We start from the raw sequence: 13,545 nt of genomic DNA, 5'->3' as shown, positions 1-13,545 counted from the left end.
CCACCCTAATCACTGGCGGCGGGGCTTGGCGTGTCAGCATCCCTCGCACGAGGGTTGTCGTGCAGTTCGAAGGCCATCACCGGGGCGTCAAACCCCTTGAGCGTCAATGGGCCATGGGCGAGGGCAGGCCAGTCTGGCAACATGTCGCGGAGTTGCGCTGCGGCCAGGATCTGCCCTGGCGCTGCGGCCGCCACCAGGCGCGCAGCCAGGTTGACCGGGTTGCCGAAGTAGTCACCGTTAAGGGCCAGCACCGTGCCATAGGCAAGACCGGCACGGACCTGCAGTTCGGCCGCGCGCGCACCCGGATGATCGACGAGATCCACCGCCGCCCGCACCAGTCGTTCGGGCGACGAGCTCACCCACATCACGGCGTCGCCGATGAACTTCACCAACCGGCCACCGTCGGCATGCACCACGTCGGTGACGGCGGCGTCGAATTCGGTGAGCAGGTCCTGCAACTGCGCGGGGGTGAGCGCCTGGGTCAACGCGGTGAAGCTGGACAGATCCGCAAAGCCGATACCGCACGTCACGCTTGCCGACGTGTCGCCAATGACGCCTTCAAAGTAGGTTCGTGCGCTGGCCAGGTGGTGACGGTGGACGGTGTCGATCAGCGCACCGATCCGGGGGACGAACTCCGCAGCCGCGCGATAGGCCCGTGCCGTGGCAAGTTCGTCGTGGGTGTGCGTCATTTGGATGTTCGGTGACCCGGCGCGGATCATGGTCGACTCGGCCTCGGCGAGTCGGGCCATGGCAGTGCCGAGCACTCGCAGCAGGCCGAATGCGCCGTCCTCACCCACCAGCGCCTTCAGTGCGACCCAGGTCGCCAGGGCGTCGACGTCGGCCTGGCTCAGCGTGGGAACGTCGGGACCCGCGACGGTGAGGCCGAGCAAACTCCACGCGCGTGCGACGTCGTCGGCTGACAACCCCAGTTCGTCAGCCGCGGTCGCCAGGGTGTAGATCGGGGGCCCGGACCATAGCAGGACGTCACCGGCCAGCCCGAACAACCGGCCGCGGCGTTCGGCTTGCACCATCTCTTCGACCGTGAAGCCAAGCTCATCCAGGTAGGTGAGCAAGCCGGCCCGCTCGCGTGGGTTGGCAATTCCGGCGGCCTCGAGGGCGTCGAAGTCCAAGGAATCGTACACCTGCCTAAGTGTGCCAGCAGGGACGCCCATTAGGGTGGGACGCCGTGAGCGATGTGCCAGAGCTGATACACGGACCGCTGGAAGACCGCCATCGCGAGCTGGGTGCGAGTTTCGCCGAGTTCGGCGGCTGGCTGATGCCGGTCTCGTATGCCGGAACCGTCAGCGAGCACAACGCCACCCGCACCGCCGTCGGCCTTTTCGACGTCAGCCACCTGGGCAAGGCACTGGTCCGTGGACCGGGTGCGGCGCAGTTCGTCAACTCCGCGCTCACCAACGACCTGGGTCGTATCGGGCCCGGCAAGGCGCAATACACCTTGTGCTGCACCGAATCCGGCGGTGTGATCGACGACCTGATCGCCTACTACGTCAGCGACGACGAGATCTTTCTGGTGCCCAACGCCGCCAATACCGCCGCGGTGGTCGGCGCGCTACAAGCTGCCGCACCGGGCGGTCTGAGCATCACCAATCTGCATCGGTCCTACGCGGTGCTGGCCGTACAGGGGCCGTGTTCGACCGACGTGCTCACCGCGTTGGGGCTGCCAACCGAGATGGACTACATGGGCTACGCCGACGCTTCGTACTCGGGGGTGCCGGTGCGTGTCTGTCGCACCGGCTACACCGGTGAGCACGGTTACGAACTGCTGCCGCCATGGGAGTCGGCGGGTGTGGTGTTCGACGCACTGTTGGCGGCGGTATCAGCCGCGGGCGGCGAGCCCGCCGGCCTCGGTGCTCGCGACACACTGCGCACTGAAATGGGCTATCCGCTGCACGGGCACGAGCTTTCGCTGGACATCTCGCCGCTGCAGGCCCGATGCGGCTGGGCGGTCGGCTGGCGGAAGGACGCCTTCTTTGGTCGTGCGGCGTTGTTGGCCGAGAAAGCGGCCGGGCCGCGGCGGCTGCTGCGGGGGCTGCGCATGGTCGGTCGCGGTGTGCTGCGCCCCGGGCTGGCTGTGCTTGTCGGGGATGAGACGGTTGGGGTCACCACGTCGGGAACGTTTTCTCCCACGTTGCAGGTCGGCATCGGGCTGGCGCTGATCGACAGTGATGCCGGCATCGAAGACGGCCAGCAAATCAATGTCGACGTCCGCGGCCGTGCTGTCGAATGTCAAGTGGTGTGTCCGCCGTTCGTTGCCGTGAAAACGCGCTGAGTCACCACTTGGTGGCAGCGGAGTGGCCTCCGGGCCGTCAATAACCGTTCGCCCACGGATAGAATCGGCCCATGACCAGCGGCTCCCTTCAATTCACGGTGTTACGTGCGGTCAATCCGGCCACCGACGCGCAGCGTGAATCGATGCTGCGGGAGCCGGGTTTCGGCAAATACCACACCGACCATATGGTGTCGATCGACTATGCCGAGGGCCGTGGTTGGCACAACGCGCGGGTAATCCCTTATGGCCCGATCGAGCTGGATCCCTCGGCGATCGTGCTGCACTATGCGCAGGAGGTGTTCGAAGGGCTCAAAGCCTACCGCTGGGCCGACGGGTCCATCGTGTCGTTTCGCGCCGACGCCAACGCCGCCAGGTTGCGTTCGTCGGCGCGGCGGTTGGCGATTCCCGAACTGCCCGACGCGGTGTTCATCGAATCCCTGCGCCAGCTAATCGCTGTCGACAAAGCTTGGGTGCCCGGTGCCGGCGGTGAGGAGGCGCTGTATCTGCGGCCGTTCATCTTCGCCACCGAGCCGGGACTGGGCGTGCGGCCTGCCACCCAATACCGTTACCTGTTGATCGCCTCGCCGGCCGGTGCGTACTTCAAGGGCGGCATCGCCCCTGTCAGCGTCTGGGTTTCGACGGAGTATGTACGGGCCTGTCCGGGCGGCACCGGTGCGGCCAAGTTCGGCGGCAACTACGCCGCCTCGTTGCTGGCGCAGGCCGAAGCCGCCGAGAACGGATGCGACCAGGTGGTGTGGCTGGACGCTGTGGAACGCCGCTATATCGAAGAGATGGGTGGCATGAACATCTTCTTCGTGCTCGGCAGCGGCGGATCGGCGCGGCTGGTCACCCCGGAGCTGTCCGGTTCCCTGCTGCCCGGGATCACACGGGATTCGTTGTTGCAGTTGGCTATTGATGCCGGATTCGCGGTCGAGGAACGCAGGATTGATATCGACGAGTGGCAGAAGAAAGCCGCCGCCGGCGAGATCACCGAGGTGTTTGCGTGCGGCACCGCCGCTGTCATCACCCCGGTCGCGCGGGTGCGGCACGGTGCCAGCGAGTTCAGAATCGCCGACGGTCAGCCGGGTGAGGTGACCATGGCACTACGCGATACGCTGACCGGCATCCAGCGGGGCACCTTCGCGGACACCCACGGCTGGATGGCGCGGCTGGGGTAGTGCGGCAGCGGGTTTGCCGGGCGCTGGACGGCGGGCCGCGCGGCGACAGCTTGGCCGGTTCAGGGGTGGCGCGGGCCGGCGACTGTCCCATACGTGTCGTAACTGCCCGCGGCGGACTGAGAGATGGTCGGGCGGCGTCGAACGTTCATCGCTATGGATGGGGTTAGGAGTGGCCGGGCGGTAGGCTTGCAAGGTCGCTGCTTGCGGGCTCGTGTCCGCCGTCACCCCGATTCGTGTCGGTGCGCGCAGACTCGCCACCGCGGCGATTACGGCCAGTGTCAGCACGACGACAACCGGCCAGATGGTGGCATGCTTTTGGGCAATTCCGCCGAGCGCAACTCCCAGCACGGTGGCTTCGACGGCGGCCAAGGTCGACCCAACGCAGATCAGGGTGGCGCGGTACCGCTCGGGCGCGAGGACGCTGATCCACGATATCGATGCGGCGACCACCGTTTGAGCGGCCACCGTAGCCAGCAGGAACGCCGTGCCGTACGCCCAGGCGTGAACCCACTGCCCACACGACTCGGCCACCATGCACAGCAGCGCAGCAGCGGCGTTGAGCAGTGCGCTGCCCAGCAGCAGGCCACGCACCCCGAACAGGCGGTTTATCTGTCGCCACAGCATCGAACCGACGACCAATCCAATGCTGGAAAGGATCACCAGCACGTGCAGACTGCCGTTGGACTGGGCGGCGCGCAGGCTGAAGAACGTGGTGCCCAGGCTGATCGGAACGAACAGCAGGTAAGTCGTCATATACCGGCGAAACCACGGCTGGGAGCGGGCGATCGCGAAGCCCATCCAATAGATTTCCCGCAGTGGCATTCGGGTGGCGGTTGTGACGGACACAGACCGCATCGGGCCGACGAACAGCGCCGCGATGCCGGAGCAAACCAGACCTGCGGCGCCCAGCCACAGCAGATCGTGATAGCGCGCCATCTCGTTGCCATGGGCCAGCATCGGCACAATCACCAATGTGACGCCGGTGGCCAGCACCGACCCCGCGGCACCTTGGGTGAGCAGTAGCTCGCCCCGCCGTACCGCGGGCAACATGCTGGAGATCATGTCGGTGTAGGCGACGCTGGAGACTCCGGTGACGACACCACCGGCCCCCGTGGTCGCCAAAAAAACCGCGGCGACGCCAACGCCAGTCCAGGGGACCGCAGCGTTGCACACAACCAGCGCCGCCGCCGTCGCCGATATCGCCGCCATCAGCAGGTGCCGGAGCTGGCCGGCGCGCTGCAGAATCAGCGGCGACAGCGAATTTCCCAGAATGGCGCCAATGCAGAACGCCGGATACAACAGCCCAGCCGCCCAGGTGAGGCCCTGATGTGCGCAGATGACCGGCAGTACCACCGCACCGCTGCCCAACTGCAGCCCGGCCGTGTAGAAGCCCCCCTGGGCAACCAGCCGCCCGAACAGGTTCCGTGGCGCAGACACTTGTCTGACCAGTCGTGATGCGGGCATGATTAACGACGCTATATATGCCGCGCGGCCAAAACGATCCGCCAATCGGACACCGTCGGTTGAATTTCATGTCCCCTAATCTGGGGACACGGAGGGGAGCCCTGTGTTGGAAGGGACGGCGGACATGAGTCTACTGCAGCGTCCCGCTCGCCGCCTGCTAAAGCCGGGCCAAGCCCGCAAGCGTCACGGCGCTGACCGTCGTGCTCAGCTCGATCGCGCTGCCCAGCACGTCACCGGTGACACCGCCGAACCGGTGCACGCAATGCGCCGCCAGGGCCGCGCCGGCCGTCACCGCTACCAGAACCGCTATCGGTCCTTGCCAAGGCCGGGGACCGGCCGGCACCGAAACGGCGAGCAGGACGGCGAGCCAGGCCGCCACCACCGGCGCGGGTTGCGTACCGGCGACCCGCGAGCCCAGGGTGCTGCCGTGGGCTGCCGGCACCGACCGGCGACAGACCAGTACGGCGGTGACCCGGCCGGATAAGACCGCCAGCGTGATCCCAGCGATCCCGACCGTGGTGAGGGTCGCGAAGGCCAGGCCCTGCAAGGCGATGACCAAGACCACGGCCGCCACCCCGAACGGTCCGGTCGACCCGTCGCGCATCACCGCAAGCGCACGCTGCGGCGGCCCATAGCAGCCCAGTCCGTCAGCGGTATCGGCAACGCCATCGATGTGCAGGCCTCGAGTGACGACCAGCAGTACCGCCACCGTGAGCATGCCGGACAGCGGGCTGGACGGGCCGAACACTTGCGCGCCAGCCCATGCGATCGCCGCCGCCAGTGCACCCAGCGCCGCGCCCACCACCGGCAGCGCGGTCATCGGGCCACGGCCCATCGGGGTGGTCGCTGAGCCCGGTGTGGGTATCACCGTTGCGAATGCGAAAGCTGTTGCCAGCGAACGCATCACGGTGAGACTGCCGGGGGTGCGGTCCGGTCGACACCGTCGACGGACCGGGTGGACACGCCGGCCTCGGTGAAGGTCGCCATCGACGACAGCGCCGCGACCGCGGCGCGCAACACCATCAACGCCACCGCGGCGCCGGTTCCCTCGCCCAGCCGCATGTGAAGGTCCACGATCGGGTCCAGCCCGAGGGCTGCCAGCGCCAGCCCGTGGCCCGGTTCGCTGGATCGATGACCCGCCTGCCACCACCGGTGAGCGCCGGGCGCAAGACGCTCAGCGACCAGGGCGGCGGCTGTCACCGCCACCCCGTCAAGCAGCAGCGGGGTGCGTCGGACCGCGGCCTGCGCGCAGAAGCCAGCTATCGCGGCCAAGTCAGCGCCGCCGGCGCAGCGCAGCAACCCGACCGGGTCGGGCAACACTGGGCGCACCCGAAACAGGGCGTCGCGCACCGCGGCCGTCTTACGCGCCCAACCGGCGTCGTCGATACCGGTCCCGAACCCGACCACCGCGACCGGCTCGGCATCGGTCAGCGCCGCCACAAGAACCGCGGCCGCGGTAGTGTTTCCGATTCCCATATCGCCGGCTATGAGCAAGTCGGCGCCGGCATCAACCTCTTCGTCGGCGATCTGCTGGCCGGCTGTGATCGCGGCGGCGGTCTCGTCGTTGGTCAACGCGTCCTCGGTGGCGATATTGCCGCTGCCGCGGCGCACCTTGTGCGCGCCGATGCGCTCAGACAGCGGGTCCGCGTCCACGGCCAGGTCCGCGACCCGCACGGTCGCGCCCGCGACATCGGCCAGCGCGTTGATCGCCGCCCCGCCAGCGTCGATGTTGGCGACCATCTGGGCGGTGACTTCCGGCGGGTACGCCGACACCCCGGACCGGGCCACACCATGGTCACCGGCGAACACCACCACCCGGGCGCGCTCGAATTGCCGCGGCGGACAGCGCTGCTGGCACGACGCGACCCAGACAGACAGGTCCTCGAGACTGCCCAGCGCTCCCCGCGGCTTGGTCAAGCTGTCTTGTCGGGCGCGGGCGGCTGCTTCGGCAGCCGCATCGGGCGTCGACACCGGCGCGAAGCCGATCATCCTTTCGCCGGCTTGATCGGTTCGGTCCGCCCGCTGAGCACTAGGGTGTACACCGGGTGAGATGACTTCCGGCGTCCGTTAGCCAACATCGCCGCCGCGCTCGACTTGGGGTCGGGGCGCCCGCAACCGGCGTATCTGGGAAGCTCGGCCGGCGGCGTAAAGACCCAGCCTCCACCGGCTTTCGGTGTTAGACGGGAACTTCGTGTCAACCAGCCGGCCAACTTTGCGACCCAAGATGATCGCGTCGATCGTCATCAAGGCCAGCAGTATCAACATCGCCGGAGACAAGTAAAACTGCACCTGCGGCACGGCAAACATGACGAACAGCAGGGTCAACGCCGAGGGCATGAACAGCCCGAGCAGGTTGCGCCGGGAGTCCACCACATCGCGCACGTAGCGGCGTACCGGGCCCCGGTCGCGCGGGAGCAGGTAGGCCTCTTCGCCGGCCATCATGCGTTCCCGGCGTTCCGTCATCCGGGCCCGGTTTGCGGCCTTTTCGGCTCTCCGTTCCTCGCGGCTAAGTTTGGGGCCGGCAAGCGACTTGCGCCGGGCCCGTGCCTGGGCCGCAGTCATTGGTGCCGGTGCGACCGGGCCCTTCTTGGTGTGGCGACGGGATTGGTTGCGCTTGGGCGTGGGCCGGCCCTTGGGGCCGGTGGTTTGCGACCCGCGCGATGTGTCCGACCCGGACGTGCGTCCGGAATCAGGCCGGCAACCATCTTTCGACCCGGCATCGGGTGATGCGTCGGCCCTTTGGTGTCCATGGCTCTTCCGGTGGCCCAGCAGCTTCACAGTCGCCAGGCTACTTCGCGGCGGGGCCCGGTTGGAATTTGCGTGCGTTTAGGTACGCGTGTGGGTGCGCAGACCTACTCTGGCCAGTGATGAAAGGCTCGCAGGCCTCGGATGACGCGACCGGTAGCTTGGGGCCAGGCCGACTCCAGCTGCCCGCCATGCGGGTGTTGGTGGCACCGGACTGCTACGGCGACAGCCTGTCTGCGGTGGAGGCCGCCGCGGCCATTGCGACCGGCTGGACGCGGTCGCGACCAGGCGATTCGTTCATCGTCGCCCCCCAATCCGATGGCGGTCCGGGTTTTGTTGAGGTGCTGGGCAGCCGGCTAGGAGAGACCCGCCGGCTGCGTGTTTGCGGGCCACTGAACACCGTCGTGAACGCGGCGTGGGTGTTCGATCCGGGCTCGGCAACCGCGTATTTGGAGTGTGCGCAGGCTTGTGGTCTGGGGTTGCTTGGCGGCCCGCCCACGCCCGAGACCGCGCTGGCGGCCCACAGCAAGGGCGTCGGCCAGCTCATCGCCGCGGCACTGCGGGCCGGGGCGGCTCGGATCGTGGTGGGGTTGGGGGGCAGCGCATGTACCGACGGGGGGAAGGGGATGATTGCCGAGCTTGGCGGCCTGGACGCGGCCCGCCGACAGTTGGCCGACGTCGAGGTGATCGCCGCCTCGGATGTCGAATACCCATTGCTGGGACCATGGGGCACGGCCAGGGTGTTCGCGCCGCAGAAGGGCGCGGACATGGCCACCGTCGCAGTGTTGGAAGGCCGTCTGGCGGCATGGGCGATTGAACTGGACGCGGCCGCCGGGCGCGGGGTGAGCGCCGAGCCGGGCGCGGGCGCCGCCGGTGGTATCGGGGCTGGGCTGCTCGCGGTTGGCGGCCGGTACCAGTCGGGTGCGGCAATCATCGCAGAGCACACGCATTTTGCCGACGACCTTGCCGATGCGGAGCTGATCGTCACCGGTGAGGGCCGATTCGACGAGCAATCCCTGCACGGGAAGGTGGTTGGTGCGATCGCGGCTGCGGCCCGCCCGCTCGCAATTCCGGTGATAGTGTTGGCCGGCCAGGTGTCGCTGGACAAGTCCGCGTTGCGGTCGGCGGGCATTATGGCCGCATTGTCCATCGCTGAGTACGCCGGTTCGGTGCGGTTGGCGCTGGCCGATGCGGCCAATCAGCTCATGGGCTTGGCGTCTCAGGTAGCGGCGCGACTCGGGAATAGCGGTCCTTCAGGGTACCGTTGAGGAAGTGGGATTTTCCCCAAGCAGACCCCAGACTGGATTCCGCAGGCTGAAACGCTAGTGGGCGGGGCCCACCCAACGATGAGACATCTAGGAGAAGTCATGACGGTGCAGAACGAGCCGAGCGCCAAGACCCACGGCGTGATCCTGACCGAAGCGGCCGCCGCCAAGGCGAAGTCGCTGTTGGACCAGGAGGGACGGGACGATCTGGCGCTGCGGATCGCGGTTCAGCCGGGGGGGTGCGCTGGATTGCGCTATAACCTTTTCTTCGACGACCGGACGCTGGATGGTGACCAAACCGCGGAGTTCGGTGGTGTCAGGTTGATCGTGGACCGGATGAGCGCGCCGTATGTGGAAGGCGCGTCGATCGATTTCGTCGACACTATTGAGAAGCAAGGCTTCACCATCGACAATCCCAACGCCACCGGCTCCTGCGCGTGCGGGGATTCGTTCAACTGATAAAACGCTAGTACGACCCCGCGGTGCGCAACACGTACGAGCACACCAAGACCTGACCGCGCTGGAAAAGCAACTGAGCGATGCCTTGCACCTGACCGCGTGGCGGGCCGCCGGCGGCAGGTGTCACCTGCATGGTGAACAGCACCTGGGCCTGATATTGCGACCAGTACACGATTTTGTCGATCGAGGTCACTTCGACCTGGGAGAACTGCTTGCGGAACGCGTCGCTGCTCAGCTTGGCCAAGGCCTGATCGGAGCGCTTGTCGCGCACGCCGTCGTGGATACCGCACAGCGCATTGCGAACGATGGTGTCCACATCGCGGTTCTCCAGCGCGTTGAGGTATCCCTGAATCGCGGTTTTGGCCGGTCCCTCCGAGAATGTGCCTGCCGTGTTGGCTCCGTTGGTGCGGACCCCGTATATGATCGCCGCCGTCATAGCCGACACCAGCGCGAGGGCTACCACAATGCCGATCAGCAGCCGCTTGTGCCGTCGCTTCGGGTAGGACACCTGCGGCGGCACGCCGGGATATGCGGCGGGCGGCAGCGCCGCGTCGTCTGCCGGTCCCGGGGCGAAGGCCGGTTCGGCGGCGCCGAGGTCGTGGGGGTAGTCCAGGGCTTGGGGTTCGTGGGATGAGGGCTCGGGGTACGGCGCCGGTCCGTTGGTGCCGACACCGGGGTTCGGCGAGTGGGGACCGGGCATTGTGGTTCTCCTAGGGTGGTGGACGGGACCAGCTGCTAGGGCGACAACCGCCCGTCGCGTCAGCCGGCAGCATCGGCAATCAGGTGAGCTCCCTAGGCAGGCTAGCGCAACAGCTGCCGTCAGCTCTCAACGCGACGGGGCGGGCCGCGGCGCCGATAATGTTGAAAGACTAGGCAACCTTAGGAACGAAGGACGGAGATTTTGTGACGATCGCGGTAACCGGTTCGATTGCGACCGACCATTTGATGCGGTTTCCAGGCCGATTTTCCGAGCAGCTACTGCCCGAACACCTGCACAAGGTGTCGCTTAGCTTCCTAGTCGATGACTTGGTGATGCACCGCGGCGGCGTGGCCGGAAACATGGCCTTCGCCATCGGTGTGCTAGGTGGCGAGGTCGCGCTAGTTGGGGCGGCAGGCGCCGACTTCGCCGATTATCGCGACTGGCTGAAAGCCCGCGGTGTCAACTGCGACCACGTTCTGATCTCCGAGACCGCGCACACGGCGCGGTTTACCTGTACCACCGATGTCGACATGGCCCAGATCGCATCGTTCTACCCCGGGGCTATGTCGGAGGCACGTAACATCAAGCTTGCCGACGTGGTGTCGGCCATCGGCAAGCCGGAGTTGGTGATCATCGGCGCCAACGACCCCGAGGCGATGTTCTTGCACACCGAGGAGTGTCGCAAGCTGGGGCTGGCCTTCGCCGCCGATCCGTCTCAGCAGCTGGCGAGGCTGTCGGGTGAGGAAATTCGCAGGCTCGTCAACGGTGCTGCTTACTTGTTCACCAACGACTACGAATGGGATCTGCTGCTGTCCAAGACCGGCTGGTCAGAGGCCGATGTGATGGCGCAGATCGACCTGCGGGTGACCACATTGGGTCCTAAGGGTGTCGATTTGGTAGAACCTGACGGCACCACCATCCACGTCGGCGTGGTCCCCGAAACCAGCCAGACCGACCCCACCGGCGTCGGCGACGCGTTCCGCGCCGGTTTCCTGACTGGCCGCAGTGCCGGACTAGGCCTGGAGCGTTCGGCGCAGCTGGGCTCGCTGGTTGCCGTGCTGGTGCTGGAGTCGACCGGAACTCAGGAGTGGCAGTGGGACTACGAGGCCGCGGCCAGCAGGCTGGCTGGTGCTTACGGCGAGCACGCGGCCGCCGAGATCGTCGCCGTGCTGGCCTAGCCGCGGCTTGGCCTAGCCGCGGCACCGCCGAGCAGACGCGGAATCGCACCGTGTGGGCCCCGCCGATGCGATTCCGCGTCTGCTCGCGAAGGGGCGGTTACAACTGGACGGGGTACTGCGGCTCGCTGATCTGGGGCACCACGCTGTGCTCGACGAAGATCGCGTGCCACAGCATAAAGATCAGCATGGTCCACAGCCGGCGGCTGTGGTCGCTGCTGCCGCACCGGTGCTCGTCGAGCATGCGATACACGGCGGCGATGTCAACCAAGTGACCGGCCTGCGACGAGCCCACCGTCGCATACGCCCACTCCAGCAGCTCGCCGGCACGCAGCCAATGCCGGATCGGGACCGGGAACCCGAGCTTGGGCCGGTGCAGCACGTGTGCGGGCACAATAGGCTCCAGCGCGCGCCGCAGCGCGTACTTGGTGGTGGTACGGGTGATCTTGGCGCCCGCCGGCAACCGGGAGGCCACCGCGAAAACCTCCGGGTCCAGGAACGGCACCCGCAGCTCCAGGGAGTTGGCCATCGTTATCTTGTCGGCCTTGACCAGAATGTCGCCGCGCAGCCAGGTGAACAGGTCGATGTGCTGCATTCGCGCCACCGGATCCCAGCCGGCCGATTCGGCGTAGACCGGCGCCGTGACATCTGTGTGGGTCCAGTCCGGCCGGAACCCGGGCAGTACTTCGCGCAGCTGCGCGCCGGAGAAACTGCGGGCATTGCCGTAGTAGCGCTCTTCGAGTGTCAGCGATCCGCGGTGCAGCAGACTCTTGCCGCGCATGCCCTCCGGCAGTGGCTTGGAAACTTTTCCCATCGACCGGCGCAGTGGCTTGGGCAGGTAGTCAAACGGCCTCAACGACAGCGGTTCTCGATAGATTGTGTAGCCGCCGAACAGTTCGTCGGCGCCTTCGCCCGACAACACCACTTTGACGTGCTTTCGGGCCTCGCGGGCGACGAAGAACAACGGTACCAGCGCTGGGTCAGCGACCGGCTCGTCGAGGTACCAGACGATCTCGGGCAGGGCGGCGACGAACTCGTCGGCGCTGACCACCTTGGCGATGTGACGGGCACCGATGGCCTCTGCCGAAGCCACCGCGACGTCGATCTCGGAGAAGCCCTCGCGCTCGAAACCGGTGGTGAAGGTGATCAGCCGCGGATTGTGCCGGATGGCCAGCGCCGCGATGGCCGTGGAGTCGATACCCCCGGACAGAAACGCGCCGACGGTGACATCGGCGCGCATATGCTTGGCCACCGAGTCCTCAAGCACTGCCGTGATCTCGTCATAGCGGGCCTGGTCGTTGTCGTTGGTGATCGGACTGGCCGCAAATCGCGGCACGAAATAACGGGTGATCACCGGCGCGAGCTGGTCGGCACGGATCCGGGCGAAGCAGCCTGATTCCAGCCGACGTACCCCACGGTGCAGTGTCTCGGGTTCCGGCACGTACTGCAGGACGGTGTAGTGCTGCAACGCCCGATGGTCGATCTCGGTGTCGAACCCCACCAACTCGACGAGGTCCAGCAGGCATTTCTTCTCACTGGCCACCGCCGTGCCGCCGGCTCCGGTGGCGATAAACAACGGCTTGATGCCGAACGGATCTCGCGCGCAGAACAATTCGCGGGTGACGGTGTCCCACAGCGCGAATGCGAACATGCCGCGCAACCGCTGCAGCACCTCGGTGCCCCAGTGGTGATAGCCGGCGAGGATCGCCTCACCGTCGCCGTCGGTGGCGAACACAGCGCCGTGCTGGGTGCGCAGCTCGTCACGCAGCTCCAAGTAGTTGTAGATCTCGCCGTTGAACACCAGCACGTAGCGGTCCGGAGCCTCCGGCGGCCCCCACCGCAGCGGCTGATGCGAGTGCGCGATGTCGATGATGGACAGTCGGTTGAACCCGAACACGACGCCTCCGGAGGCGCCATCGACGGCGTGCCAGGTGCCCGATTCATCGGGCCCGCGGTGGCGCATCAAATGCGATGCGCGGGCGATGGCGCTGGCAGCGTCGGCACCTTCGGGCCCCGCAGCACCGGCCGGGGCCGCGACGAAGGCCAGCAGTCCACACACGGCGCCCCAGTATGCCCCACTTGGCGACTCTTGTGGATGCCTCGTCCGGCGGGTCGCGACGACCAGGCAGTCGCCCGCGGGGCTGATGGCGCGGCTCCTCAGCGGGCCGTTTCGGCCCGCATCGTCGCCCGCGCGGGCGGCGTGGTCTACGCTGCGTAGTATTCGATGTCTGAGTTAGCCGATGGTTCTCGCCGCAGCCGGTGCTATCCC

Annotated in this window: 12 protein-coding genes; 5 read left to right on the top strand and 7 right to left on the bottom strand. The window is 67.0% G+C overall.

The annotated features are described in order from the left end of the window. Window positions 1–5 precede the first annotated feature (5 nt). Window positions 6–1,142 carry an adenylyl cyclase gene (locus tag FF952_RS11700; protein WP_003411442.1) on the bottom strand — a complete coding sequence of 379 codons (1,137 nt, stop codon included), beginning with the start codon at window positions 1,140–1,142 and terminating at the stop codon, window positions 6–8. A 44-nt stretch (window positions 1,143–1,186) separates the two neighbouring features. Between FF952_RS11700 and gcvT the strand changes: the two genes are divergently transcribed. Together gcvT and FF952_RS11690 are read left to right on the top strand one after the other, a co-directional pair. Next, complete coding sequence (gene gcvT, locus FF952_RS11695) at window positions 1,187–2,290, top strand: glycine cleavage system aminomethyltransferase GcvT (RefSeq protein WP_003899219.1); 1,104 nt, start codon at window positions 1,187–1,189, stop codon at window positions 2,288–2,290. Window positions 2,291–2,361: 71 nt separating this feature from the next. Then, the gene (locus FF952_RS11690; RefSeq protein WP_003411438.1) at window positions 2,362–3,468 is read left to right on the top strand and encodes a branched-chain amino acid aminotransferase; all 1,107 of its coding nucleotides are present in this window, start codon (window positions 2,362–2,364) and stop codon (window positions 3,466–3,468) included. On the opposite strand, the gene FF952_RS11685 is transcribed toward FF952_RS11690, so the two are convergent. The 4 genes from FF952_RS11685 to FF952_RS11670 form a co-directional block, all read right to left on the bottom strand. Then, window positions 3,394–4,932, bottom strand: coding sequence for a hypothetical protein (locus FF952_RS11685; RefSeq protein WP_003899218.1), 1,539 nt, complete (start codon window positions 4,930–4,932; stop codon window positions 3,394–3,396). The genes FF952_RS11690 and FF952_RS11685 overlap by 75 nt on opposite strands. Window positions 4,933–5,089: 157 nt before the next feature. Then, the gene (locus FF952_RS11680) at window positions 5,090–5,839 is read right to left on the bottom strand and encodes an adenosylcobinamide-GDP ribazoletransferase (RefSeq protein WP_003411433.1); all 750 of its coding nucleotides are present in this window, start codon (window positions 5,837–5,839) and stop codon (window positions 5,090–5,092) included. Beyond that, window positions 5,836–6,921 (bottom strand): nicotinate-nucleotide--dimethylbenzimidazole phosphoribosyltransferase, encoded by a 1,086-nt coding sequence (gene cobT / locus FF952_RS11675; RefSeq protein WP_003411429.1) that lies wholly within the window; start codon window positions 6,919–6,921, stop codon window positions 5,836–5,838. The genes FF952_RS11680 and cobT overlap by 4 nt, the downstream gene beginning before the upstream one ends. A gap of 78 nt (window positions 6,922–6,999) precedes the next feature. Continuing rightward, a complete protein-coding gene (locus tag FF952_RS11670; RefSeq protein ID WP_003411425.1) occupies window positions 7,000–7,710 on the bottom strand; it encodes a DUF3043 domain-containing protein in 711 nt (236 codons plus the stop codon). A 158-nt stretch (window positions 7,711–7,868) separates the two neighbouring features. Between FF952_RS11670 and FF952_RS11665 the strand changes: the two genes are divergently transcribed. Continuing rightward, window positions 7,869–8,945: a glycerate kinase family protein gene (locus tag FF952_RS11665; protein WP_003411420.1), complete on the top strand. Its 1,077-nt coding sequence runs from the start codon at window positions 7,869–7,871 to the stop codon at window positions 8,943–8,945. 99 nt (window positions 8,946–9,044) lie between these two features. Further along, entirely contained in the window at window positions 9,045–9,401 is a 357-nt protein-coding gene (locus FF952_RS11660; protein ID WP_003411418.1) for a HesB/IscA family protein, read from the top strand. A 7-nt stretch (window positions 9,402–9,408) separates the two neighbouring features. On the opposite strand, the gene FF952_RS11655 is transcribed toward FF952_RS11660, so the two are convergent. Next, window positions 9,409–10,101, bottom strand: a complete 693-nt coding sequence (locus FF952_RS11655) for an Rv0361 family membrane protein (RefSeq protein ID WP_003411415.1) — start codon at window positions 10,099–10,101, stop codon at window positions 9,409–9,411. Window positions 10,102–10,304: 203 nt separating this feature from the next. On the opposite strand from FF952_RS11655, the gene FF952_RS11650 reads away from it, so the two are divergent. Next, window positions 10,305–11,279, top strand: coding sequence for a carbohydrate kinase family protein (locus tag FF952_RS11650; RefSeq protein WP_003411414.1), 975 nt, complete (start codon window positions 10,305–10,307; stop codon window positions 11,277–11,279). A gap of 97 nt (window positions 11,280–11,376) precedes the next feature. Here FF952_RS11650 and asnB read toward each other — a convergent pair whose 3' ends face one another. Beyond that, complete coding sequence (gene asnB / locus FF952_RS11645) at window positions 11,377–13,335, bottom strand: asparagine synthase (glutamine-hydrolyzing) (protein WP_003411413.1); 1,959 nt, start codon at window positions 13,333–13,335, stop codon at window positions 11,377–11,379. Window positions 13,336–13,545 lie beyond the last annotated feature (210 nt).

Source organism: Mycobacterium tuberculosis complex sp. N0072 (assembly GCF_030323725.1).
GTDB lineage: Bacteria > Actinomycetota > Actinomycetes > Mycobacteriales > Mycobacteriaceae > Mycobacterium > Mycobacterium tuberculosis.
This window is presented reverse-complemented; position numbering and strand designations above follow the sequence as displayed.